At 58.0% G+C, this 23,831-nt stretch carries 21 protein-coding genes; 19 read left to right on the top strand and 2 right to left on the bottom strand.

Going from position 1 to position 23,831, the window contains the following annotated elements; genetic code table 11:
• Positions 1-33: 33 nt before the first annotated feature.
• A complete protein-coding gene (locus AB6B39_RS00945) occupies positions 34-1,992 on the top strand; it encodes an acyltransferase family protein (RefSeq protein WP_284374118.1) in 1,959 nt (652 codons plus the stop codon).
• A 63-nt stretch (positions 1,993-2,055) separates the two neighbouring features.
• Here AB6B39_RS00945 and AB6B39_RS00940 read toward each other — a convergent pair whose 3' ends face one another.
• Entirely contained in the window at positions 2,056-2,178 is a 123-nt protein-coding gene (locus AB6B39_RS00940; RefSeq protein WP_284374117.1) for a hypothetical protein, read from the bottom strand.
• Positions 2,179-2,189: 11 nt separating this feature from the next.
• On the opposite strand from AB6B39_RS00940, the gene AB6B39_RS00935 reads away from it, so the two are divergent.
• The 3 genes from AB6B39_RS00935 to AB6B39_RS00925 all read left to right on the top strand — a co-directional run bounded on the left by AB6B39_RS00935 (position 2,190) and on the right by AB6B39_RS00925 (position 5,695).
• Complete coding sequence (locus AB6B39_RS00935; RefSeq protein WP_284374114.1) at positions 2,190-3,920, top strand: hypothetical protein; 1,731 nt, start codon at positions 2,190-2,192, stop codon at positions 3,918-3,920.
• A 155-nt stretch (positions 3,921-4,075) separates the two neighbouring features.
• Positions 4,076-4,942 (top strand): ABC transporter permease, encoded by an 867-nt coding sequence (locus AB6B39_RS00930; RefSeq protein WP_284374112.1) that lies wholly within the window; start codon positions 4,076-4,078, stop codon positions 4,940-4,942.
• A 66-nt stretch (positions 4,943-5,008) separates the two neighbouring features.
• Positions 5,009-5,695, top strand: coding sequence for an ABC transporter ATP-binding protein (locus tag AB6B39_RS00925; protein WP_371398671.1), 687 nt, complete (start codon positions 5,009-5,011; stop codon positions 5,693-5,695).
• A gap of 18 nt (positions 5,696-5,713) precedes the next feature.
• On the opposite strand, the gene AB6B39_RS00920 is transcribed toward AB6B39_RS00925, so the two are convergent.
• Positions 5,714-7,000 (bottom strand): DUF2793 domain-containing protein, encoded by a 1,287-nt coding sequence (locus AB6B39_RS00920; protein ID WP_284374109.1) that lies wholly within the window; start codon positions 6,998-7,000, stop codon positions 5,714-5,716.
• Between the two features lie 261 nt (positions 7,001-7,261).
• On the opposite strand from AB6B39_RS00920, the gene AB6B39_RS00915 reads away from it, so the two are divergent.
• The 15 genes from AB6B39_RS00915 to AB6B39_RS00845 all read left to right on the top strand — a co-directional run bounded on the left by AB6B39_RS00915 (position 7,262) and on the right by AB6B39_RS00845 (position 23,751).
• Positions 7,262-7,522 carry an acyl carrier protein gene (locus tag AB6B39_RS00915; protein WP_284374106.1) on the top strand — a complete coding sequence of 87 codons (261 nt, stop codon included), beginning with the start codon at positions 7,262-7,264 and terminating at the stop codon, positions 7,520-7,522.
• A gap of 18 nt (positions 7,523-7,540) precedes the next feature.
• A complete protein-coding gene (locus AB6B39_RS00910; protein WP_284374105.1) occupies positions 7,541-7,696 on the top strand; it encodes a hypothetical protein in 156 nt (51 codons plus the stop codon).
• Positions 7,696-8,868, top strand: coding sequence for an MBOAT family O-acyltransferase (locus tag AB6B39_RS00905; RefSeq protein ID WP_284374104.1), 1,173 nt, complete (start codon positions 7,696-7,698; stop codon positions 8,866-8,868). The genes AB6B39_RS00910 and AB6B39_RS00905 overlap by 1 nt, the downstream gene beginning before the upstream one ends.
• Before the next feature lie 134 nt (positions 8,869-9,002).
• The gene (locus tag AB6B39_RS00900; RefSeq protein ID WP_284374103.1) at positions 9,003-10,175 is read left to right on the top strand and encodes a hypothetical protein; all 1,173 of its coding nucleotides are present in this window, start codon (positions 9,003-9,005) and stop codon (positions 10,173-10,175) included.
• Between the two features lie 10 nt (positions 10,176-10,185).
• Positions 10,186-10,770 (top strand): GNAT family N-acetyltransferase, encoded by a 585-nt coding sequence (locus AB6B39_RS00895; RefSeq protein ID WP_284374101.1) that lies wholly within the window; start codon positions 10,186-10,188, stop codon positions 10,768-10,770.
• Positions 10,767-12,281, top strand: coding sequence for a hypothetical protein (locus AB6B39_RS00890; protein ID WP_371398670.1), 1,515 nt, complete (start codon positions 10,767-10,769; stop codon positions 12,279-12,281). Before AB6B39_RS00895 ends, AB6B39_RS00890 begins: the two co-directional genes overlap by 4 nt.
• Positions 12,282-12,289: 8 nt before the next feature.
• The gene (locus tag AB6B39_RS00885; protein ID WP_284374097.1) at positions 12,290-12,907 is read left to right on the top strand and encodes a hypothetical protein; all 618 of its coding nucleotides are present in this window, start codon (positions 12,290-12,292) and stop codon (positions 12,905-12,907) included.
• 9 nt (positions 12,908-12,916) lie between these two features.
• Positions 12,917-15,334, top strand: coding sequence for a N,N-dimethylformamidase beta subunit family domain-containing protein (locus tag AB6B39_RS00880; protein WP_284374095.1), 2,418 nt, complete (start codon positions 12,917-12,919; stop codon positions 15,332-15,334).
• A gap of 62 nt (positions 15,335-15,396) precedes the next feature.
• Positions 15,397-16,614, top strand: a complete 1,218-nt coding sequence (locus AB6B39_RS00875; protein WP_284374093.1) for an LL-diaminopimelate aminotransferase — start codon at positions 15,397-15,399, stop codon at positions 16,612-16,614.
• A gap of 120 nt (positions 16,615-16,734) precedes the next feature.
• A complete protein-coding gene (hisH, locus tag AB6B39_RS00870) occupies positions 16,735-17,355 on the top strand; it encodes an imidazole glycerol phosphate synthase subunit HisH (protein WP_284374090.1) in 621 nt (206 codons plus the stop codon).
• A gap of 4 nt (positions 17,356-17,359) precedes the next feature.
• A complete protein-coding gene (locus tag AB6B39_RS00865) occupies positions 17,360-18,163 on the top strand; it encodes a HisA/HisF-related TIM barrel protein (RefSeq protein ID WP_284374088.1) in 804 nt (267 codons plus the stop codon).
• Positions 18,164-18,168: 5 nt separating this feature from the next.
• The gene (locus AB6B39_RS00860) at positions 18,169-19,320 is read left to right on the top strand and encodes an N-acetyl sugar amidotransferase (protein ID WP_284374086.1); all 1,152 of its coding nucleotides are present in this window, start codon (positions 18,169-18,171) and stop codon (positions 19,318-19,320) included.
• A gap of 30 nt (positions 19,321-19,350) precedes the next feature.
• A complete protein-coding gene (locus tag AB6B39_RS00855; RefSeq protein ID WP_284374084.1) occupies positions 19,351-20,922 on the top strand; it encodes a hypothetical protein in 1,572 nt (523 codons plus the stop codon).
• Entirely contained in the window at positions 20,864-22,786 is a 1,923-nt protein-coding gene (locus tag AB6B39_RS00850) for a hypothetical protein (RefSeq protein ID WP_371398669.1), read from the top strand. Before AB6B39_RS00855 ends, AB6B39_RS00850 begins: the two co-directional genes overlap by 59 nt.
• Positions 22,783-23,751 carry a lysylphosphatidylglycerol synthase transmembrane domain-containing protein gene (locus AB6B39_RS00845; RefSeq protein WP_284374080.1) on the top strand — a complete coding sequence of 323 codons (969 nt, stop codon included), beginning with the start codon at positions 22,783-22,785 and terminating at the stop codon, positions 23,749-23,751. Before AB6B39_RS00850 ends, AB6B39_RS00845 begins: the two co-directional genes overlap by 4 nt.
• Positions 23,752-23,831: the final 80 nt, after the last annotated feature.

Genomic DNA, 23,831 nt, shown 5'->3' with positions numbered 1-23,831 from the left:
CGTTAAGCGTCGAGCCATGATCGGGTTCGCACTATGACCGCGCCAGCTGTCGCGGCATCTCCCTATTCCAGGCGGTATAGCCGGACACTGGAAGGTCTGCGCGCGATCGCGGTCCTGTTCGTCCTGTTCCACCATCTGGGATTTGAGTGGGCGCAGGGCGGGTTCATCGGGGTCGATATCTTCTTCGTCCTGTCGGGCTATCTGATTTTCGGACTTCTGTTCCGCGAATGGCAACGGTCCGAGCGGATCGATCTGGCTGATTTCTGGGCCCGGCGCATGCGGCGGCTACTGCCGCAGATGATACTGGCAACAGTGGCCATTGCAGTCCTGGCCACGCTGTTCTGGCCGACCGATTATGCCCCGTCGGTTCGCAGGGATGCGCTGGCATCGCTATTCTATGTCGGCAATATCCGGTTTGCTCTGACGGCGCAGGACTATTTCCTGATGGACGGTCCGCCCAGCCCGGCCTTGCATCTCTGGTCTCTGGGTGTTGAGGAACAGGTTTATCTGCTGCTGCCATTGATAGCGGTCGGACTGGGTCTGCTCGCTCGGCGTTGGGGCGGACGGGTGTTTGTCGCGGGTCTGGTGCTGCTCGGAATTCTGTCGTTCTTGCTGGCCTTGTGGGCCTCCTACGACCGTCCGGTGGCAGCCTTCTACTTTCCGCACTACCGTCTCTGGGAATTTGTCGCAGGCGCTCTGGTTGCCGTCCTGTTCGGGGCCGGGAGCGTCCACCTGACGAAACGTCGCCGCCAACTGGCGGGGTGGACCGGCCTGGTTCTCGTCCTGGGCGCGGGATGTCTGACCCGCGACGGTAGCGGCTTTCCCGCGCCTTATGCGATACCGGCCATTATCGGCAGTGTGCTGGTCATACTATCGACACACGGGGAGGGCGAAAATCCCGTGCTGGCCCATCCGGTCATGGAATGGATCGGGCGCCGCTCCTACGCGCTCTATATCTGGCACTGGCCCGTCATTCTTTTCCTGCGGCCCTTGTTCAGCGGCTGGGTCGGGGAGCAATGGATATTGCTGGCGATCTCGGTCGGGGTTGCGGCCATGACCTACAGCCTGATCGAAAATCCGATCCGCAAGGCGGCAAGATTGACGGCGCGTCCACGCCGCGCGCTCAGCGGTTTCACGGTCGCGATCATTGCCGCGGCAGGCCTTGTTCACACAGTGTCGGCCCTGGACAGTTTCAGGACACCTTTATCGGATGCGGAGATCGCGCGCCTGCAGGCCATGCGGGATATTTTACCGGACAGTTATGATACGGGTTGCCATCTCGACAATGGGCAATGGGAGCTCAGGGAATGCTGGTTCGGACCGGTCGAGGGGAAGGCGGTCTGGCTGGTCGGAGACAGTCATGCAGCGCAGTGGTTACCCGCCTTGCTGGCCGCGGGATACAGGGTCCGCAATCTGACGAAGTCCTCCTGTCCGCCGGTTCTGACCCTGATGCATCATCCCGGCACCCAGCTGGATTTCACCGATTGCCTGCAATTCAACCAAGCGATCCTGGAAAGTCTGTCCCGACAGAAGGGGAACCCGCTGGTCCTGACCTCCGGGCTGACGGATTACATTGGCTGGATCAAGACTGAACAGGGACCGCCAGCGGTTGACGTGGCGACCGCTCGGCGCGGTCAGGCGCAGGGATATCGCGCCATGCTTGGTGCCATTCAAGCAGCTGGCGCCCGACCGGTCATGCTGGCGGACACGCCGGTCGCGGTCGATGGCTGGTGGGATTGTGTCATCAGCGGTGCCGCAACCTGTGCCAGGCCCGCCGCTCAGGCGCTCGCGACATCGCAATGGGAAATCGCGCTGGCGGACGAATTGGGTATCGCACGGGTCGATCTGAACGCTCTGATCTGTCCGGGAGGGTCCTGCCCGGTCCGTCGCGGAGCGGATCTGGTCTATCGTGATCGGCACCATCTGTCCGACCGTTTTGTTAGGGGCCTGAGTGACCCTCTGGCTGCCGAACTTGAAGGTCTTGAGAACTGATGGCCACTATCCTGACGCTTGGCGCTGCGTATCAGTTTGGGCGCCGCTGGTCATGATCTGAGATCAGGGCGCGCGCGTCACGGCGAAGAAGATGGCCAGTGACGGAAATTCATGCTCGCCATTTGCGTGCAAGAAGCTTATCAGCACCGTCATCGAGCCGCGCGACGCGACCTGAACTTCAATCATATGGATGGGACATGGCGGATCATTCGCCTCTATCGGCGGTCGAAATGTCCGAAACTCGGTCTGCGCAGGTGCGGTCCAATCTGCGCAGCGCCCTGCGCAAACCTCGGCTCTGGTTCTATCTGGCGTGGCATTACGGCCCTTCGACGTTACAACGGATACAATCGCGCGCAAACGCTTTGCGTCAGGGTGCGATTTGCGCGGCGCTCGCTGTGCTCGTCTCAGCCTGTGCAGACCCTGGCTTTGATCAGACACCGCGCACAGCTGAAATACCGCTGAGTCAGGCCACTCATGCGCCGCAGATATTCTATGCCGATACCACTCGTGAATGCGGTTTCAACATCATCGAAACCGTGCACACGCGCACCTATGCCAATCAGGGCGATATAGAACTGTGGTGCCGCGACCCCGCCGATCGTAGCCTGATCGACGATCTTGATTTCAAGCGCCTCCCCACAACTCATGCGACGACGGCGCGCTCGCGCATACGCAATGTGGAAGGTTACTTATACGACACGCTGTCCAAGCGTGTCTTTAACGGTCGAAAATGGGTACTTGTCGAAGATGGCGCTTTCGCTCCGATCCCGGATTACCCCACACAGCTTGTCTGGCATCAGGTCATGGAGCCCGGATCGGATTATGACTACATACAGATCGGGCGCTATTATAAGGGATATATGGGCTATTCCGTGTTCACGGATCGCGGCTATCACGGTAGCTTCGACGGCTATTTTTCCGCGATCACCGCCTTCGAGGACGACGTCATCGTCAATTTCGACCGGCAGGTGAAACGCTACGACATTCCCATGCAGACCCATGACGATATTCATATTCTGAATGGTGAAACCGTCGATGCCGAGGATAATTGGATCTACGGTTTTTTCCCTTACGACGATGTGCTGATTTATGGGTCCGCCGTTCGAGGGAGCGTCAATCCTAACGGTCCGTTGACGATCTATGACGGCGAGACGCTGGACACGCATATTCTGCCGTCGGCTAATGCCGCTCGCGGTGAAGCCCGCGAATATTACAGCTATCTGCGTTATGGTGATGATGTGCTGATCGGCACCTACCCGTCCGGCTATCTCGTCAACTATTCTCCGGATCGCGGGTTCACTCTGACCGATAGCCCCGAGAACACCTATGATTACGCCTACCGCGAAGCGCAGTCACTGACCCTGCTGAAAGGCAACCCCTTGGTGGGCATGTATCCGTGGGGCGAAATCTTCGAACGTGTGGACGGGGCATGGACCGTGAAAACCCTGTTCGACGGAATCCGGGATACGGGACGTCTCGTTCCGTTCGACAAGGCCTATCGCGAACGCTTTGATTTGAGCGAAGAGGAATTTGGCGGTGCGGGCATTTTCGAACGCTACGCCGATATATTTGCCTCTCTGCCGCCCGAACACCAACCCGCGGATCTGACCGATGCCAATCAAGTCGCGCTTGCCAAGGCGGCGGGCATCGATACCACCAGCTGGGGCCTGCGGATCACCCATATGGTCGTTATGTCGGGGGAGCTCTGCGTGGGAACTGGCAACATGGCGGGCGCTCTGTATGACGCCGATGTTCATGACTGGATACCGAAACGCTCTGCCGACTGGTATGGAAACGTTTTCTGCGCCGATGTCCCTGGACACATTCTCGTGAAAAAGAGCCAGAGCCGGGGTGCGACCGTGCAGTTATTGGGTGACCGGATCGTTATCCGAAAAGATGGCGAGATCGTTCAATGGGCCGACTGGTAGGCGGCTGAGAGGACCAATCGCCGATATCGTTTGCGTTCAGAGAAGTCCCGCATTTACCGAAATTCTCGCTCGCCATCTGCAGGCAAGATGCCTATCACCGCCAAAATTCGACCCGGGTCCGTGCGACCGCATTTATCAGGACTGATGGATAGAAGATGACGGAGCTTTCGCCTGCCAGTTCCCAATCTGCGCCAGATAGCCCTGCGCCGGAGCGCGCCTGCGTCTTGTCGGCTCCGGATCTCAGGGCTCTTGCCCGCGCCGATATTCGTGATGCGCTCCGCAAGCCTCGGCTCTGGCTCTATCTGGCCTGGCATGACATTCGCGTACAGTTCGAGCGCTCTATTTTGGGGCCGCTCTGGATGAGCTTGCAGGCTGCGGCCTGGATCGTGGCGATCATTTTCGTATTCGGCGGCATCATGGGTCCCTACCGGGAATATGCCGTCTATGTCGCGATTGGCATCGTCCTTTACAACTTCATCACGGCGGTCGTGACGGATTCCAGCGATATCTTCATCCGCAACCGGATCGTGATCCATTCCTATGCCAACCCCTACAGTGCCTATGTGATGAAGCAGGTGACGACGGCTCTGATTCAGCTTGCCCTGCAGTCCGGCATCGTCGTCATCGTTTTCATCGCCGCCGGTTACCCGGTCGGCCCGCTGGCATTGCTGGCCGTTCCGGGACTGGCGCTCGGCGTGATGATGGCAATGGGGCTCGCCCTGTGTTTCAGCCTGCTCGGATTGCGGTATGGCGATTTCCGCTTCGCCATGCTGGCCATCATGCGGCTGGGACTGTTCATCACGCCGATCCTGTGGACACAGGACGGTGGCGGTTGGGCCAAGCAGCTGGCCGCGACAGTCAATCCGATGGCCCATTTCATCAACATCGTCCGCATGCCCTTGATGGGACAGATGCCCGATCCGATCAGTTACGTTATCGCGGTCGGGTGTATCATCGTCGCCGCTATTCTGGGCTGGTGGTTGTTCGTGCGCTTGCGTCCGACCATTCCAATGTGGGTCTGAGCCGTGCTTGAATGTGAACAGGTCAGTGTGCATTTTCCGTTGCGCCGGGCGCGATTGCGGCGGAAGATGCTGTCCGGCAGCGCTCAGACGGGCGGGCGGATCATCACGATCGACGGCGCGCCCTATGTGGCGGCTCTGCAATCCATCGACTGCCGTTTCGGCAAAGGGGATTGTGTTGCGCTGGTCGGCCATAATGGCTCTGGCAAGACCACATTGCTACGGACATTGGCCGGCATTTATCAGCCCGTGACCGGACGGGTCACGGCGCGAGGGCGCATTTCCACCATGTTCTCCTCAACCCTGTCGCTGAGTGACATGGAAACGGGTCGTCAGAATATCGGCGTATCGGCTGTCTTGCACGGCATCTCGCCAGAGCGCCTCGCGGAATCGATGGGCGACATCGTAGATCTGTGTGGTCTTGGCGATTTTATCGATATTCCGGTCGCACTTTATTCCGACGGCATGCGGGCGCGGCTGGGTCTGGCCATGGCTATTGTCGGCGATCCGGATATCCTGCTTGTCGATGAGGCGATGACGACGACGGACGCCAGATTCCTCGCCTCGATCCGGGCGCGGACGCGTTATTTCGGTGGCGCGGAGACCGTCACCGTGATCGCAACCCATTCCCATGACATCACCGATACACTCTGCAATCGGGCTGTCTGGCTGGAACATGGTCATCTGAAAGGCTTTGGCGACTATGATGTCATCATGCAGCAATATCGCGACAGTCGCGACGCCGGGGATGGCTGACGGGTCTGAAGTGTTCGTCTAGAAGGCCGTCATATTGCTAGGCGAACCCCAGCCCGCATTCGGGTCCGCGCCCGCGCCGACGCCATCGAATATGAAACCGGACGCTGACATGTCGATTGTCAGATTGTCGTGAAAACTGGCCACGAAGCTGCGCGACGGACCGAACAGACAGGCGGACCCGGACCCGGTGCGGGTCACGGTCATGTTGTAGGTTTTCAGATATCCGATCGTCGAATCGAAGAACAGGAAGGGGAAGCTGCCCGCACTATCGAGCTGTATATCGATATTGACGAATTCCAGACTGGTAGAGGCACGTAATTGCAGCCCCCCGGAATAACCGGGTGCGTTCTGGGCGTCCCGGACGCGAATTGTCCGGGTCACGTAAGCCGAGCCATCGCTGGAAAGCCCCCGGAACTCCAACTTGGCGAGGGGATAGGCCAGGCTGATCATCCAGTCCCACTCGATGTCCCCCAGAAGAAAGACGACCGCCCAGCGACCCACGGGCAAAACCGTCGCAAGACCTTGAACGCTCTGTACCGCCTCACTGATCGACCGGCCCGTGGCGGTGTCGTCTCCGTTACTGGGATCAAGGTAGAGCGTGTCATAATGCCCGAGCCCGCCATTGGGACGACCATGCAGGACCGGCGGGAGATCCACGCCCCCCGGAAAGCTCACCGAGCCGCTATCCGAAATCCGGATCGCGTCATGAAACTGCGCCCCGTCCGGGCTCGTGCTGATCGCGAAATCGGCCTGGGAGCCAAGCTGCATCGCAACCCGCCCCGAATAGCCGGACTGGAACAGGATGCCTGCGACATTGTTATCGCTGGCACGGTTGAGGCTCAGACGCACATCCCCAGATCCGGGTGTAATGTCGTCATGGCTCAACAGGATGGCGTCAGACTTGACTGCGAGCCTGTTCGTGGAATCCGCCTGCGTATTGACACCGAAGCGGCTCGCTTCGGTCTGTGCGGCGTCGCCGGACTGCCAGTCTCCCTCGTGATGTGTCAGGAACAGTGCTTCATCGTCGCACCAGACACGCTGTCCGGTTTCGGGGCTCATCGCCCACCAGGACCCGCCAATCAGGGCCGCAATCTGTCCGACCGCCGCGTCACCGAAGCTACCATTGTCAGGAACGATGAACCTGTCGCCCTCCGCGGCGTCGGGTGGGGGCTGTGTCAATGTGCGGGACCGGACCGAATGACGGTTTGCGCTTTCCAGACGCAAGACGGCCTCATTGACCGTAACATGCTTCTGCGCTTGCGCCGGCGCCAGCAGGGGTAGGGATAGGTGAGGGCTCTGCGTCATGGATCGGGGTCTCCGTTCGTTGGAGCCCCAAAACTAAACCACGCTCTGAATTGGGGGATCTGTTTTCCGAAAACCGGTCCTGTTCAATGCTTTGCCGCCATCCTGCCCGGGGGTCTGTCTGCGCGGGATGGGTCGTTAACGGTGCTGGCGGTATGAAAGCGCGTCCCTGCAGCCACGCAGATTCGCCGCTTGAAAGCTTTTGGGCCGGGGTCTATAAGATGACATTCAAATTACGACCTGCACCGCTTCGGGCTTTCCGCTATGACAATTATTACGCAAGACGCCGTTCGCGCGGTGATCATCGACTTTGCGGCACATGAGAACCGCAAGATTGACGGCGAGGTCACGAACGACCGCAAATTGCTGGATGATCGCATTATCGACTCGCTATCGTTTCTAAACCTGATCATGTTCATGGAAGAGCGTTTCGGTATCGAGCTTGATCTGTCAGACTTCGAGGCGGTCGACTTTGAAACCGTCAGCGATCTGGCCGATGCCTTGTCAGATATTGCGAAAGCATAAGCGGGTCCGGACCAGACCGTGCCAGAGCCCGAACGCTACTCTCTTGGTGAAGTGATCCTGACGCTCGTTTTGGGCATCATCGCTTTTGTGGCCATTGCCGGTCTGGAAGCCCTTGGCATGCTGTCCGGTGAATCGATAAAGGCTGCGTTCGCAGCTCTGGAAAATACGTTCTGATGTTTGCCGATCCGCAGGCCTATCTGCTTGTCTTGCTGGTGAGCGTCGCGCTTTACTGGATTATCCCGTCGAGCCTGCCAAAGCTGCGCGCTTTTGTTCTGATCATTATCTCCGCAGTGTTTCTCTTCACTGTGTCGCCGCTTGCGCTTCTGGCCCTTGGCGTCATTACCCTAACCGCGATCATAACACTGCGATTGACGTTGCAGAAAGGGAGTGCGCGCATTGCCTGGCTGGGTGTGCTCGCGATCGTCGTCGAGTTCTTCATTTTCCAGTACTATAATGCCCGCTCGGCCAATATCGTCGTGACCTTCCTGGTCGTCTACGGCATGTCCTATGTGGCGTTCCGATCGATTGCGGCCATGCTGGACTGGAAACTATACAAGCGTCGGCCCGAGCGCGCGCCGTCGGCTCTGGATTTCACACTCCTCAATACGTTTTTCCCGATCGTGCCGTCAGGTCCGATCGAAAAGCTTGATCGCCTGCGGGTTTCCGCGCTGGGGCGCAAAGCGGAGCCGGGGCTGATCGGTTATGGCGTCTTGCGTCTGTTTGTCGGCCTGTTCATGGTCGGTTTTGTCGGTGACAGGATCATCCTGGCCAATCTGACCCCCATGCAGGAGATCTATTATGGTGAGGGCGCAGGGGTCTCGATATTGGGAACCTGGTGGTTCTGCATTCTGTCGCTGCTCTACCTCTATGCCAATTTTTCGGGTTTCATGAGTATCGCCATCGGTTCGGGCGCGCTGTTCAATCTGAAGATATCTGAGAACTTCAACTGGCCCTTCATGTCGACGAACATCCAGGATTTCTGGAAGCGCTGGCATGTCACACTCGGTGAATTTGCCAATCGTTACATGTACTTTCCGATGCTCAAAGTGTTCAAGGGCAACCCCTATATTTCCATTTTTATCACTTTCGTCCTGGTGGGTGTCTGGCATGCCATCAACATGCAGTTCCTGCTCTGGGGCGTGTTCCACGGTATTGCGCTGGCGCTTTACGCCTTCCTGTCGCGAAAAATCTTCTCTCCGGACATGGGCGCAGGGTCAGTTCGCCTCGTGCGGGCCTTCGGTTGGTTGGCGACGATGCTGTTTGTGTGCTGGGCGTGGACGTTCGCGGCATCTCCGACTATCGAGGGTAGTTGGCGCATGACCGGTCGCCTGTTCGGTCTGGGTTAAGCGGCAGATTGTCGAGGCGATTATGAAAAATGTGAAGAAATGGGCCTGGGTCGCGCTGTGTGTGATCTCGATCATCTATGTCCTAGCACACTTCCCGCTCGGTGCCGCCGCCCCCGTCTACGGAGATTTCTGATATGTCCGTCGACGCACTGATTGTTGATCTGGCTAAGCCTTTCAATGAAGAGGGTCGCAAGGCCTTCCTTGAAAACATTTACTACGCATCCTCGGCCATCGTTCAGGCGGAGGTCAGCGACACGGCGGTCACGCTGCACCTATCTGAAGCGGTTGATCGTCAGGCGTTGCACGCCGACGTATCGGAACTCGCCACCCGTACGGCCAAGAGTTCCCCCAAGAAGGGGTTCAAAGTCGTGCGGGATCATGACGGGGCCATCCATTTCGACAAGGACCCTTACGAGACGCTTGTCGAGCGCCGTGAAGTCGTCCCGACCGATGCAGGTGTATTCGTGTTTCAGGGCGAATTTCTAAACCGACTTAAGGCCATGGACAGTGTGTTTCGATCCTACGCGCTCGGCGAAGGCTCGACAGAGCAGTTCCTGCCGGTCACGGTTCCGGTCAGCAGTCTGCAGAAGGCGGGCTATCTGAAGTCCTTTCCGCAGCATGCCTACTTTAGTGCGCCCGTTGATCGGGATTTCCAGAAACTCAAACATGTCTCCGATGTTGCGGATGAAGGCGCCGTGGCGGCGAACAATCTGGCTGGATCGGACCGCATCCTGTCGCCCACGGTTTGTTATCACTGTTTCGAAAGTCTTCGCGATGTGGATCTGGACGGTGATGTCACCATCACGGCGGTCAATCAGTGTCACCGTCACGAGCTGAAAAATGCGCAGTCTCTGACCCGGTTGCAGACCTACACGATGCGCGAGCTCGTCTTTTACGGAAGCGCGGATTATGTCGAGGAGCGCCGCCAGGCTGTACTCGAACATCTCATCGCCCTGCTGAGCGCATGGGATATGCGCTACAAGGTCGTTGTGGCCTCGGACCCGTTCTTCGCCAGCGGCGCGGAAGTGAAGAAGGCCTTTCAGCTACTGACCGCTTCCAAGCTCGAAGTGCAGGCTTATCTGCCCTATGATGATCGCTGGATCGCCATTGGCAGCTTCAATAATCATCAGCAGACATTGACGGAACCCTACAATATTCGCCGGCAGGGCGAGGCGACCCATTCGGGTTGCGTCGGCTACGGTTATGAACGGCTCCTGTTCAGTCTCTATTGCCAGAAGGGATTTGACGCGTCCAACTGGCCCGCCGATCTATCAGGGGCACCTGCACCTGACGGGCCGGCAATCTAGGGCCGCGATCATGAAGATCGTTCCACTGGCCGAGGCTGACCTGGATTGTACGGCGCGCCTGACGCTTGGTCGCCTGAACGTGCTGGCCTATCCGGAATTCTATAACGGTCTGGGTCTCGAAGGCGAGGCGCTGGACCGGCTGAGTGCGGACATGTTCGACGTGTCTGAGGGCGAGCTGTCCGACACGATCGTCGCAATTTCGGATGAGGATACGCTTTGCGGTTATCTGTCGGCCTTGCCTAGCGACGACTTCCGGGCCGCTGCCTCACGCACGGCGTTCGCTGTTCTGAAGGGCGTCGCGCGCGATCAGCGCAAGCCGGTCATGGCGCATATGCAGGCGATCGGGGCAGGCCAGGACGCCCTGCCGGCGAACACCCATTATCTGGCGCGCATTGCCGTAAGCCCAGACTGGCAGGGCAAGGGTATCGCGGCGGAATTGATGGACATATTTGAAGCGCAGGGTGGCGGGTGCGACCATGTGCTGCACGTCGCGGCTGACAATGCTCGCGCAATCCGCTTTTATGAAAAGCGGGGTTATGAAACGGAGAGTGGAAGTGACTCCACTCTCCTCATGCGCAGGAGGGCGTCATCATGATTATTGTCAGATTCCTTGCTGCGCTGATCGTTATCGCCGGTCTGATCTGGAGCCTGGCTTTCTCGCAGAGCGCGACGGCCCGGTATCAATATTATGAAAACTGGTTCTCGCCAACGTTCCTGAACGAGGATCCGGTCGATGTCGTGATCATCGGGCGGAGCGGCCTGCAAACCGCGATCAATGCCGACAAGTTTTCAGCCGAGCTGGAGGCCGTGTCGGGCAACCCGCAAAAGGTGATCGACCTCTCGAAAAGCTGGTCAGGTGCAGATACGCAACTTGTTCAGGCGCGGGACATCCTGGACAATGCCGATGTCGAGACCTTGGTCGTGCAAATGTATCCAGATGTGGCGCGGGAGCATGAAATGTTCTTCGAGCTGGCGACCTATTCGGATATTTTCCGCGGCAGCTTCGCCTATGCCGACATGAATGCGGTCGAGAAATTGCAGCGTGCGCTGAGCCTGTCCTTGCGCAAATGGTCTTCGAGCCTGTCAAAGCTCGTTGCCGGTGAGTTCGAGGCGCGGCGCAGCCTGCCGCCGACACGCGGTAGTGCAGACCCGACGCCAGCCCCCGATGCCCAGAACGATCAGGCGCAATCCGATTGGGCGGCAGCCGTGGGAGCGGACTGGCAAACCAAGCCGTCGGATGTCTGGGATATAACGGCGAACTATGATGCACGGAACCGTTTCTTCTATCAGGAGATCGTCGATCTGGCCGAAGAACGCGATGTCCGCCTCGTATTCCTGTTTTTACCGGAGCTCTACAATGCGCCCATGAATCCCGATTTCGTGACGAAGTTGCGGGATAGGTACGGGGCAATCGATATTCTGGCTCCGACGGTCGACGATATCATCAATATCTATCCGGACGCCTATGCCGATCACGGTCACGCCAACGAACAGGGGCAGGACTATTTCAACCGGATGTATGCGCAGCAACTCGATGCCTTGCTGAAGGGCGTTGCGCCGTCATTCTATACGGTCGACGGCCTGGCTGACGGGGGACAATCCGCCACGGAGGCACTGATCGAGCGTGCCGCCGAAGATTTGCCCAATGTGATCGACGGTATCGACCTTTCGCCTGTCGCCGACGGCCTGATCCGGGACGGGGATTTGACCCTGATTGTGCAGGGCCGGGCCGATTATGGCTTGAACGCGGAATTGCTGATTGTTCGTTTCTACGACTCCGCAGCGCTGATTCAGGTCTATAATGATATTTCACCCAGGCGCGCCGAAACCTACGAACTGGTTCAGCCCATTGAGCAGGTCGGGGGAACTGTCGCGGCGCAAGTCCGGGCTATCTTTTCGCGCGAATGCTCTGCAGCTGGAGAGGATTTCGGACAGATCATCGAAACGCTCGATGCCGAGCGGGCTCGCACGACCTTACGGGTTTCGCACCAGTTCATTTATGACCACAATTGTGCCAAGCTTGTGTTCCAGGTGCTTAACGCATCACCATCAATCCCTATAACACTTCGATTCGACAGAAACGTCGCATCAATTCAGGAAGGCTAGACAGCGCCATGATAAACAGAGCTCATAAGGGCATTACTGCTGCCGTATTGACCGGTATCTTGCTGGCAGGGTGTTCGGATGCGCAGGATCCGGGCGGAAGCGTCGCCGTTACGCCCGTCAAAGAGACACCCGTCGAACAAACACCAGCTTCACAGGACGTTAGTCTGGATCTGGATACTGCGCTCGTGCCTGTTAACGACCGTCAGATCCGGACGGGTGGCGTGTCTGTCCTGCTTGATGGTCGTGCCGACTATGTCGTCGAGCCGGATGCCTTATATATCCGCTTCTATGATAGTCTGCCCATGGTTCAGGTTTTCATGGACGCGAAACCGGAGGCAGGTGACGCCTATGAGCTGTCCCTCGATGTGGAACAGGTCGCAGGCGACTATGCGGCCAGGGTCAGAGCAATTTTCTCCCGGGATTGCTCGACATCCGGCGATGACTTCAATCAAGTGGAACAACAGCTCGGCCAGGATGCCGGTGAGGTGACGATCAGTGTCCCGCACAGTTTCGCCTATCCGCATGACTGCACGAAGATGGTGTTCCAGGTGCTCAATGCCTATCCCGAAACACCGCTGACACTGCGTTTCGATCCCAATGTTGCGACCGTAACAGCCGATCAATAAGGGTTAGGTATGACCTTTATGGCTAAGTCCCTGCTACCCTGCTTTGCGGGCTTAGCCATCATAATTTCGGGGTGTACGGATTCAGGGCCGTCCTCAGCCGATGTCGGTCAATCCAACAACGGCGACCTCGCCGTGGCGGTCAATGCGAACTCGCTGACGGACTTCTGGAATGCGGATGTCGTTTCAGGGGCGGACTTGTGCAACGGCATTCGAGAGGCCGTGTGGCGTTCACAACCCCTCTCTTTGCTGGAAGTCCACAATAGCCGCGAAACGGCACAAGACCCGTCTTGCCTGGCAGCCTTGTCCTATATGAAACTGAATGACCGGATTCCGACTGTCGAGGCGGACATCCAGTTGATTGGCGATCTTGTTCACGCCCACACGGCTGGTTTCAAGGCGGCTGCGGATATTATTGCCCTGACAGAGCCCGGCACGGGGTCATGGATGACCGGTCTGGTCGATCCTCAGCGTCTGGCTGATCGAGGGCCGTTCATGGACCAGTTCCGGACCGCGACGGCCTCGACAGAGGTGCGCGTTCTGGAAGCGCGGGATAATGGCGATATGGCGGCAGAGCGCGACGCGTTGTTGCCCTATGCCCATGCCGGTCATGCGCGGGCCATGATGGATTTGGGCATGATTCATTATCTGGAAGCGGGTCATCTTGGTCGCGACGCCATTGCCTCATACAGGGCGGCGGCTTTTCTCGGCGAGGACAGGGCGTTCTGGTCCCTCGGTGCTCTCGCATTGCGAGAATATGCGGCCGGGCGTGACATGATTGCACCTGAGGGTACGCTGGAGCCAGGCGCTATTCTGGCTTTCGCCAAGGACAATTTCAGTGCGGCTCATATGGCCGGGCGATCAGACGCACTGGACTATCTGAGTCGCATTGCTCAAGTCGAACAGGCTGGAGGTGTGCTGGATGCAGACATGCTGGACCTTTTCAGCAATGTGCAGCCCGTTGGCCGGACCTTCTGGCAGGCTGACGACGTATTCCGGATTTCGACTTCCGTACTGGACCCGATCCTGAACCGGTCTTCCATGGTCGATACGTCCGCCTATCCGGATGTCCGCGTCCGGTTCGCCTATGATACGGACAAACGCGCCTCGGACCAGACCTATATTGCGGGGTATGAGATTTGGCATGTGGATGATGCCGTGCGCCGCCTGGATTCGGTCACCTTCGAGGATGGGTTGCAAACGGTTCCTGTCTCCGCCTGCGATAGCTGGTATGATATGGATGCGTGCGAATTTTCCGCCGGGCTTCGGCTGACGCTGTCCGACACGGTCGTGGAGGCAATGGATTCCGGCTTGGTCGTGCTTGAATTGCATGGCCCTGCCGGGCTGACCTATGCGCCCATTCCCCTGTTTCCTGATTCTGACCGGATTAGCCGGCGGGTCGAGGCGGTCGACAATGTGCTGGTCTATCCGGATCTGACCTTCCAAGCCTACAATGTCGCCTTCGGCGGATCACTCTACATCGAGCCACGCGGTAACGAAATCTATGCGGTCGACATCGATCGGCCGGAAGATCTCTCCGTCAAGAATTCGCATCATAATTACCGGTCGGCCCTGGTCATAGGTCAGAGACTGGCTGAACTGGGACAGACCGTCCTGCACGTTCCGCAATCCTACCTAATCGATCGTCCAGACCTGCTGGATGAGGCTGAAACGCTGACGATTGTCGGTCATGACGAATATTGGGATCCGAATATCAAGGCCGCCATGGAGCGCTATGTCGACACGGGCGGCGACATGCTGCTGCTTTCGGGCAATACGGCATGGTTCTATGCCAACATGCTGGACCGGACCATGGGGATCAACAAGGGATCGGAGCCTGTGAGTGACGATCCTTTCAACCTGGGCTTCGATTATGCGGGAAGTGGCGTCAACCTGTACTTCCCACGCGAAAACCGCATCGAGCATATGACGGGCATGTCTTATGAGACGGGCGGATATTCGCTGCGCTATTTCCTGTCTGATGACGCCGCGGCAGAGCGCGGCATCACGCAGGATCAGATAAGAGCGTCCGGCCCGCTTTACGCGCTGGCTCCGGATCATCCCGTTTTCGAGGGTCTGGACCTTCAGCCCGATGCCCCGTTCTGTCGCTCATTAAGCCTGCTTCAATGGGAAATCGATGCCCTGCCCTTGATCGGCCCGAACAAGGATTTGCATCTGCAATGGTCTGTCTCAGCCAACCGCGAAACCACACCTTTGGCGGCAGGCTATGGCTTCAACCCCAACTTCCCTGCGGTCAATGCGCGACCGTTTCCAGGGTTGCTCCACTATTCTGCCGTGCTTGGTGAAAGCCGTTATGGCGACGGGCGGATTCTGACGCTCGGCTCCATGGGTGCATATGGTCTGGTCCGTCACCCGGACACGAAATGCCGGGCGTTTGCGGATAATGTGCTGACTTACTTTCAAGACTAGATTAAGCCGCGCCCGGCAACGAGCTGCGGGATGCAGTCTCGCCAGTCGGATAGGGGCGTGTCATGAATTGGCCAGTACCGGATCGTGTATTCCGTGAAGAGTTTTACCGGATACAGCGTTTACCGCCTTATGTGTTTGCGGAGGTCAACACGCTGAAGGCGGAACTTCGGGGCGACGGGGCAGACATCATTGATTTCGGGTTCGGCAATCCGGACCGTCCGACCCCGCCCCACATCATCGACAAGCTGGTCGAGGCGGTGCGCAAGCCCGGCGTGACAGGCTATTCCGCCTCGCGCGGGATCCGGGGGCTGCGCGAGGCGTGCGCGCGCTATTACGACCGGCGCTTCGATGTGGCTCTGGATCCAGAAACGGAAATCATTGCCACTATCGGCTCCAAGGAAGGCTTCGCCAATCTGGCGCAGGCAATCACGGCGCCGGGCGATGTCATTTTTGCGCCTGATCCATCCTATCCTCTGCACGCATATGGTTTCATCATTGCCGGAGCGGTCATTCAGGGCATTCCGGCTATCACTGCCGAGGAGTATCTGCAGGGCGTGAAGGAGGCTCTAGCGAAAGCCGAAAAACCGCCCTTGGCGATCGTGATCTGTTTTCCTTCCAACCCGACGGGCCATACATGTGATCTGGCATTTCTGGAAGAAATCGTGGCGATCGCAAAAGCCAATGATATCATCATCTTGTCTGATCTGGCTTATTCGGAAATCTACTTCACTGATCCGCCGCATTCCATTTTTGAAGTGCCGGGTGCGCGCGATATTCTCGCCGTCGAGACGACATCGCTGTCCAAGACCTATTCGATGGCAGGCTGGCGCATGGGCTTTGCCGTTGGCCACGAGAGGCTGATTGCGGCACTGACGCGGGTCAAGTCCTATCTCGACTACGGGGCCTTCACACCCATTCAGGTCGCGGCCTGCGCGGCGCTCGACGGGCCGCAGGAACCGGTCGCGGAGGCGCGCGCGACCTACAAGGCGCGGCGCGATGTGATGGTGGAAAGCTTCGCGCGGGCGGGGTGGGAGGTTCCGTCGCCCGATGCCTCCATGTTCGCGTGGGTTCCGTTGCCGGACGCCTATAAGGAGATGGGATCACTGAAATTTTCTAAATATCTGATGCGCAATGCCTCGGTCGCGGTCTCTCCCGGCAATGGTTTCGGCGAGAATGGCGAGGGCTATGTGCGGATTGCGCTGGTCGAGAACGAGCAACGTATTCGCCAAGCGGCGCGCAACATCAAACAGATGATCAAACGGGACACAGAAGGAGCATGAATCGCGAATAAAGGGCGCGCTTATCCGGCTTGCAGTTGACGGTCGGCTGCTCTATGAGCCCCAAACGTTCGTCCTCGGGTGAGGCGACAACATTCACCGACATATTATCAGGTGCTTATCATGACGTCATTCGCCGTGATCAATTATGGCATAGGAAACCTCCGATCGCTGCAGCGGTCGCTGGACCGGGTTGGTGTCGATGCGCAGATGGTAACGGATCCATCCGGTATCGAGGCTGCAGAGCGTCTGCTTCTGCCCGGTGTCGGTCACTTCCGGGCCTGCATGAGCGCCTTCAATGCATCGGGGATGCGCGGCGCGCTGGAAAAGGCCGTCAAGGACGGCAAGCCCTTACTGGGTATTTGTGTCGGCATGCAGATGCTGTTCGACGGTTCCGAAGAAGGGGATTTCACGGACGGGCTAGGCTTTATCAAGGGTCGCGTGTCGCGATTCTCGTCTGAGTTCGAAGGGGCTCCTCTGCGTGTTCCACATGTCGGTTTTGCAGAAATCGAAACACGCGATTCGGTTCTGTTTGAGGGTATGGAGCCCAATCCGCGCTTCTACTTCACCCATTCTTTCCGGGCCGCGGACGCGGATCCCAAGGCGATTATCGGTGTCGGGAATTACGGTGGTAGCTTTGCCGCTGCGGTTCAGAAGAAACGCGTCTACGGGACGCAATTCCACCCTGAAAAAAGCCACCGTAACGGTCTCGCACTTCTCAAGAATTACGCCACCAAGGGCTGATACGATGCAACAGGTACGCGTTTTCCCAACTCTGCTCTATCGCGGGCGCGGCATCTACAAGGGTGTCGGGTTCGATGATCACACCTATCTGGGCGATGTCCTCAACGCGACACGCATCTATAATGATGCGGAGGTCGACGAACTCAGCCTGCTCGACATCGGCGCGCGTGCCGAAGGCCGGGCCATCTCGCCCAAGCTTGTCGACAAGGTGGCAACCGAATGCATGATGCCACTATCAGCCGGAGGCGGTATCGATCGTCTCGATCAGGCCAAGGCAGTTATGGATAATGGGGCGGAGAAGGTTGTTCTGAACACAGCGACATTCACCAATCCGGGCTTGGTGACGGATGTCGCCGATCAATATGGAAACCAGGCCGTCGTCGCCTCCGTTGATGCCAAATCCGACGGGCAGGGCGGATATTCGGTTTATTCGACCAATGCCAAGACGCCCGAGGCGGTCGATCTAATCGATCATGTGCGAGAAATGGAATCCCGCGGCGCGGGTGAGCTGCTGATCACCTCGATCGACCGCGAGGGTCGGCGCGAGGGTTACGATACCGACCTGATCAAGGCCGTCGCCGACGCCGTGTCCATTCCCGTTATCGCCAATGGCGGCGCTGGTGGGTTGGGCCATTTCAAGCCGGCGATCGATGCGGGCGCGCATGCGTTGACGGCGGGTAGCATGTTCGTTTTCTACGGTCGCCGCCGCGCGGTTCTGGTCAATTATCCAACGCGACTGCGCCTCAATGCAGCGCTGGACGGGGACATCCTTCCGGCGAACTCCGAAACCATGGTTCACGGGAACTAATCGTCATGGACATGATCAACCCAGACCGCCCGTATCAGATATGTACGCGCTGTATCATGGATACGACCGTGCCGACGATCCGGTTCGACCAGAACGGCGAGTGCAATTTCTGCGAAATGCACGACGTCATGGAGGCCCGCTATCCGCTTGATGAGCGTGGCAAGGCGGAACTGGACCGGCTTGTCGCTGACATTAAGAAGGCCGGCGAGGGCAAGAAATATGACGTGATTTGCGGCACGAGCGGCGGGCGCGACAGCACCTGGACGCTTCTCCTGGCCTGCAAGACGCTGGGTCTGCGCCCGCTGGCCGTTCACTTCGACAATGGCTGGAACTCCGCCATCGCCGTGTCCAATGTCCATAATGCCTGCGAAATTCTCGATATCGATCTCGAAACCTACGTCGCCGACTGGGACGAATTCCGCGATATTCAGCATGCCTTTCTGAAGGCCTCGACACCCGACGTCGAAGTGCCGACCGATGTCGCCATTCATACGGTGATGCACAAGCTCGCCGTCAAGGAAGGCGTGAAGTACATTTTCAACGGCCACTCCTTCCGCACGGAAGGCATTGCGCCCAAAGACTGGACCTATATGGACGGTCGCTACATTCGCGACGTGCAAGAAACCTTCGGCACGGTTCCGATCAAGGATTTCCAGAACTTCAACCTGTGGGACTATCTGAAATTCCACTTTATCCACCGCGTCAAAGTGGTGCCGATCCTCAACTACTTCCCCTACGACAAGCGCGTCGTGGACAAGAAGATCCAGGCCGAGTTGGGTTGGCGCAACTATGGTGGCCACCACCACGAATCGACCTATACCAAGTTCATCCAGTCCTATCTGCTGCCGCGCAAGTTCCATGTCGACAAGCGCCGCACGGAAAACTCCGCCATGATCCGTTCGGGTTACATGACCCGCGAAGAAGCGCTAGACGGGGTCAAGGACATCTATCCCTATGACCCGACATTGATCGGTTATGTAGCGGAGAAATTCAATCTGACCGTTGATCAGTTCAACGAACTGGTCGATCGTCCGGTCAAGAGCTTCCGGGACTACAAGTCCTACTACCCCTTGATCCGCCTGATGAAACTGCCGATCGACATTGCGTCGCGGCTCGGTATCATTCCCCGTCTTCTCTACCTGAAATTCCTCGGCTAGCATCGGCTCGACAGGGGAAGGGGGCGCGCTATGCCGATTGGATTGTCCATTGCCGGATTTCTGGGGTGTTACCTGCTCGCCGCGTTGTCGTTTGCGGCCGTCTTTCAGCGCTGGAAGTTTCCTTTCGCCACGGCCCGGGCCAATTTCGTCTGTGCGGCTCCGCTCGGCCCAATAGCGCTGGCCTGGATTCAATGGGTTTTATTGCGGTTCCTGCCGGGTATGAGCGCCCCGGCCTATATCGGCCTGTCCCTTCTGCCTCTTATGATCGTGATGATCCTGCACTGGAGGGGGCTGACCGAGATCGTCGCTGCTACGGTATCCAGGATACCGGCAGGTCTGTTCGGTTTTCCGAAGGATAGTTACGACCGACGGGCCTGGACCGTGGCCTTCATCTGGCTGGGTGGATCGATCCTGTTGCTGATCACGTCCATACATGCGCTGGGCATGCCGATGATGGCCAGCGACCCGCTTGAATATGCCTCTTTGGCGGAAGTCATCTATTACGACCGCTCGCTGGCGAATTATCCACTCGATCCGTCCAACGATCAGGGTTTCTACGCCCGGTCCGCTCACCCGCCCGCGCTGCACATGATGATCGTGTTCAGCTATTTCTGGCAAGGTGCTGCAGAATCGTCCCGGGTTCTGCGATTCATCAACTTCTACTACATGTTCGCATTTGTGGCCCTGATGGTCCTAGTCGCGCGCGAAGCGAGTCTCGTCATTGGTCGTACGCAGACGGGTCGCGACCGGGATGCGCGCGACATGGCGGGCGCACTCGCCCTGCTTCTGACCTTCGGCGTCCCCTTTTATGTATCCCTGATCGTGGCCTTTCACATCGACCCTATGCGGATCGCCCTCTTCGGTCTGGGCTTCGTTTTTGCCGCCCGCCTGCTGGTCTGGGAGCGCAGTCGCGGAGCGGAGCGGGACGACAGTAAAGGCGATGTGTTGCGCGATCCGGGACTGTTCGCCCCGCCCGTTCTATTGACGGGCATTGCGGTTGGTCTGGGGATGTTCGCTCATTCTATCGGCCTTCTTCTGCTACCTTTCACACAGTTCGCCTATTTCTTCACGACGCGGTCCAGCTTCTGGCGCCGCTGTGCGGTTTGCACCGTGTTCGGTGTGATCGCTTTGTTGCTGGGGGCCGGTCAGTATGTCCAGAATACGATCGATTACGGTGTTCCCTTGCACGATACCGAGCCGATCTGGGAGTTGCCTCAGGTCGATCACAAGACGGATGTCCGCTTCCGCCGCGACTTGGTCACGCTGGGGCAGCGGATTCAGAACGGCCTTCTGGTCTGGTTCTATGCGCCCACGCTTTACGGGTTCGTCCACTTCCTGGCCCTTTTTTCGCTGCTTGCATTCGCCAAGTCGATCTGGCGCAACGTGATGGGCCGCGTGATGATCATGGGGGCCGGTGTATTCTACGCGCTGGCGATTTTGACGATGTCCTTGGGCGTCGACATGATCATCAAGAATATTCGCTACATGCTGACGATCATGCCGTTTCTGGTCGTCATAGCCGCCGTCGGAGGAGGAAAGGTCTATGCTAAGATACTTGCATTTGCACGTCATCGTGCAGACGATCCGGCAGTGGACCGCTAAAGCGTTCACCTGGAGCCGAGGCATGGCCACGGCCTCCTATGGCCGTGTGTCGGAGCGCCGAAAGACGCAGCTGAAATGGCTCGCGCTCGTCCTGTTCGTATTCGCAGCCGCCCTGACGGCCAGACAGACATTCATGCAGGCTCTGGGGCGGACCTTCGTTAATATGGAGTTTGCGGCGATCTGGAGTGCGGATGAAAATGAAGCGCTCGACAACAATAATTTTCCGGGCGCGCTCGTCGTCGACTGGGTCAATCGGAACCTGTCGGATGATGACAAGGTCCTGGTCTATCGTCAGGCCGAATTCGCCTATTACGTCGATAATAACTGGGTTTATGATTTCGATCCCAAGATCATCGATCTCTATGAAACCGCGGAGACCAAGGCCGCCGCCTTCGACTATCTGAAAAGTCTGGGCATTACCCATATATTCGTGCCGAACTACATGCCGGCGACGCTCTATAATACACCTGTGGCAAGGGTCATCGGGGATCCGACCTATTCGCGCGAGCTTTATGTCCATTCGGCCATGCGCATCTACGAGCTGTATGAGACACCGCAGGACTGGCAGTGTGTGCCGCAGCCGCAGACGCAGAATTGGGCGCAGGGCATCATCGGGGCCCGCACGACATTCGAGACGGCAGGCGGTCTGTTCGAACCCGAGCTTGATACGGCAAATCTACAGACCTTTACCATCTTCGAAGACGAAATGTCGCTTCGCAATGGCCGTATAACGGAGCCGTTCGGCGCGGGTGCTCTGGACGATGGTACGCTGATTCTGGCTTGGACCGAGAACATGCTCGACCGTATCGGCTTGCTGTCCGGCTATGGCCCGTTGCATCTGGCGCCGGCAACGCAGATCGATCCCAACGCCATCGATAATGTGAAGATGACCTTTGACGTCGAAGGCGAAGGCTTTCTCGAAATCTGGCTTTACGAATATGATCGTCTCGGCGCTGTCTCTTCACGCCGGATCTGGGACGCCATCCTGTCGCCCGACAAGGGGACATTGAATGTCGAGGCACAGGCCTCCTTCCTGTCGACGACCCGCAGCTACCGCATCCTCGTCATGAACGGGGGAACGGCGTCAGGCTATGCGTCCGTCTTCGGTCTGGACTTGTGCGGATTCAAGACAGGCACGGCGCTGCGCATAGACAGTCCGCCCGTCGAGGGGTTCGAACGCTTTATGGCGTTCGACTTCAAGCCGCGTCTGGACCGTGATATCGATCAGGATGGCGGGACGATCATGATCGGTACGGATTGTCACGAGCTTGACTGGTTCTGCCGCAAGATCGATCTGGCGTCTCCGGGTAGCCGCCTGCTCATGCGCGATGGCGGCTCGGATGACAGTTTGCAGACACGCATGCCCATCGCGTCAGGTTTCACCGTAACGACGGGCGAACTGCACACGGGGTTCAGAACCCTGTTCCAGTGCCGGCTCGGGCGGTCCAAATGGTATCTGGAACGATCGCCTGCGCGGGATGGTTTCTTCGAACATTACATCATGCGGTTTCAGAAACATTTTCAGCCGGCCGGGAATGATGCGGATGATCGCATGGCGCGGTTGAGCATGGATTTCCAGGCTGCGCCGAACACGATCGTGGATGCGGCCATGCTCTGGATCGACGCCGACGGAAAGGAGAACTGCTACTTTCTCGGAGAGCAGGTTATCGAGGACGGGCAGGATGATCTGACCTGGACGTTTCCAATCCCCGTCGATGCATCCGGTTTCACCTATGCTTTTTCCGCCAGTCACGGACTTAAAACCTATATCAATATCGACGTCCGCAATGCGAGGCTGGATGCTGCACCGGAAGGGTCGGGCCTGTTGCCGCCGATCCGTCGTCTCAGGGACAGTGGAACATGACATCCGTTACACGTCAGCGTCTGACCTCCATCATCGGCTTTGTTGTCCTGATCGGACTGATCGGCTGGTATTTCGGCGATGCCGAACGGCGTGCGGGTGTGGTGACGAATATAGCCTCCGTCGGATGGGGCCCGTTCGGGGTCATGGTGGTCGGCATGTTTGCCTTCATCCTGTTCCAGGCCTTCGTCTTGATCCACTCCCTGACCCCATTCGGCAAGCGGGTCGGGTTCTGGGAAGCGTTCGGGATCATCGTCGTCACCTTCTTCACTAACTATCTGATCCCTTTTCTCGGATTCGGCATTCGCGGCGTCTATTTGAAGAAAAAGCATGATCTGAGCTATGCGGATTTCAGTCAGAGCCTGATCGCCATCCTGATCGTCGAATGGGCCATTTTCGCAAGCCTGGCCCTGATCGCCATGGCGGTTCTGTTTGCCAGTGGACATGTCGTCAGCCCCTTCATCCTGATCCTGATGGCCGGAATCGTGACAGGATTTTTCGTCCTGATGGCGGCGCGGCCGTCCTGGGTGCCGGGATTCCTGCCCCTGTCGGGTTTTGCCAAGACGGTCGTCGGGGACTGGCGCCAATATTCCAGTCATCGCGGCGCGCTGTTGCGTGTGGCCTTTTACACGCTCCTCGAGGCGATCGGTTTCATTTTGGCCTTCGTCATCGCCTATAAGACTCTGTTTCCCGCCGTGCCGGCAGCGGCCAGCGTGGTGGCCGGTGCCTTGTCCGATCTGGCGCTTATCATCCGGATTTTACCGGCCTCGGCGGGCAGTCTGGAAGGGGCATTACACCTGTCGATGCTGGAATATAATCTCAGTTTCGAAGATAATCTGTCCGTGGCCCTCGTCACCCGCGCGGCGCTGGCCGTGATCTTCGTTCCGCTAGGCCCCGTCTTCTTGTGGTGGCTGCTGACACGCAGCAAGGCCGCAGACGCAGGTGAAGAAACGGTTGATCATCAATGAATTTCGCATCATTGACACCGTGATCATTTCCTATCCCGGTTGGTCGTTCTGCTTTGCTCGTCATGACATGCAGAAACCAT

This window comes from Algimonas porphyrae, assembly GCF_041429795.1.
In the GTDB taxonomy this organism is placed as follows: Bacteria; Pseudomonadota; Alphaproteobacteria; order Caulobacterales; family Maricaulaceae; genus Litorimonas; species Litorimonas porphyrae.
Note: the sequence above shows the minus strand (reverse complement) of the source record. Positions and strands in the feature narration are given on the sequence as shown.